The organism is Kitasatospora sp. NPDC056531, assembly GCF_042794375.1.
Taxonomy (GTDB): domain Bacteria; phylum Actinomycetota; class Actinomycetes; order Streptomycetales; family Streptomycetaceae; genus Kitasatospora.
In genome coordinates, this window is the sequence record NZ_JBHTTU010000330.1 from 1 (window position 1) to 1,677 (window position 1,677).

The 1,677-nt window shown below is 76.2% G+C and carries 1 protein-coding gene; it reads left to right on the forward strand.

Going from position 1 to position 1,677, the window contains the following annotated elements; all coding sequences use genetic code 11:
• A partial coding sequence (locus ACFQ87_RS46150) for a condensation domain-containing protein (protein WP_380617034.1) occupies positions 1–1,677 on the forward strand: 1,677 nt, incomplete at both ends.

A 1,677-nucleotide genomic window follows, 5' to 3' on the forward strand; every position in this document is an offset into this window, starting at 1 on the left:
CCCCGCCCCTACCTGCTGGAGGTCACCGGCGTCGTCCAGGACGGCCGCCTCGAACTGGGCTGGACCTACCCCGCCGCCGTCTACGACGAGGCCCTCGTGCGCGGCCTCGCCGAGCAGATGCGCGCCGCGCTGCGGGAGGTGGCGGAGCACTGCGCCCGCCCCGGGGCCGGCGGCCGCACCCCGTCGGACTTCCCGCTCGCCGGCCTCGACCAGGAACAGTTGGACCGGCTGGTCGGCGACGGGCGCGAAATCGAGGACGTGCTGCCGCTGACCCCGCTGCAGTCCGGCATGCTCTTCCACGGGCTGGTGGACACCGACGGCGCCTACGTCGACCGGGTCGCGGTGCGGCTGGCCGGCGTCGCCGACCCGCGGGCCTTCGCCGACGCCTGGCAGCGGGTCGTCGACCGCACCCCTGCACGGCGTCCCAGCGTGCACTGGCGCGGCCTGCCGTACCCTTCCCAGCTGGTCGCCCGCCGCGCCGAGCTGGCCGTCGGCCACCGGGACTGGCGCGAACTGGCACCGGAGCAACGGGAGTCGGCGACCGAGCGGCTGCTCGCCGAGGACCGTGCCGCCGGGCTGGACCTCGCCACCGCTCCGCTCACCCGGCTCACCCTGGCCGCGCTGCCCGGCGACGAGGTGCTGCTGCTGTGGTCCACCCACCACATCGTCCTGGACGGCTGGAGCACCGGGCAGCTGCTCACCGAGGTCTGCGAGGAGTACGCCGCGCTGACCGGCGGCCCCCAGGCGCCCCGGCCGGTCCGGCGGCCGTTCGCGGACTTCCTGGGCTGGCTGCGCGAGCAGGACCAGGACGCGGCCGAGGACCACTGGGCCGACGCCCTGGCCGGGTTCACCGAACGGACCCCGCTGCCGTACGACCGCCCGCCGGTCCAGGCCCACCGCGCCCGGGCCACCGCCGCCGTCCACCGCGAACTGGACGAGGCGCTGTCCCGCCGGCTGCGGGAGAACGCCGCTGCCGCCGGACTGACCGTCAACACCGTGGTGGAGGGCGCCTGGGCCCTGCTGCTGGCGCGCTACGGCGGTGGCGACGACGTGGTCTTCGGCACCACCGTGTCCGGGCGCCCGGCCGAACTGCCCGGCGTGGAGTCGATGATCGGCCTGTTCATCAACACCGTGCCGACCAGGGTGCGGACACCTTCCGGCGATGTGCTGCCCTGGCTGCGGGAGCTGCAGGAACGGCAGAGCGACGGCCGTCGCCACGACCACCTGGCGCTGTCCCGGGTCCAGGCGCTGAGCGAACTGCCCGCCGGGGCGGCACTGTTCGACAGCATGCCGGTCTTCGAGAACCATCCCGTCGACGAGTCGGCCGCGGCCAGGACCGGGGTCCGGGTGGTCGAGGTGCGTGCCGACGACGCCACCACCTTCCCCTGGTGCCTGCGCGCCCACCTGGCCGAGCGGCTCGGCTTCGACCTGGCCTACGACCCCGGGCTGTTCGACCACCGGACGGCCCAGGACGCGGCGGACCGCCTGGCCCGCCTGCTCGGCGCCCTCGCCGAGGGCCTCGCGGGGGACATCGACGACCTGGACCCGCTCACCCCGGCCGACCGGCAGCTGCTGGCCGCCTGGCACCGCACCGCCCGCCCGGCGGCGCCCGGCAGCCCGCTGACGCGCTTCGCCGAGCAGGCCCGACGCACCCCCGATGCGCCCGCGGTGCGCGAC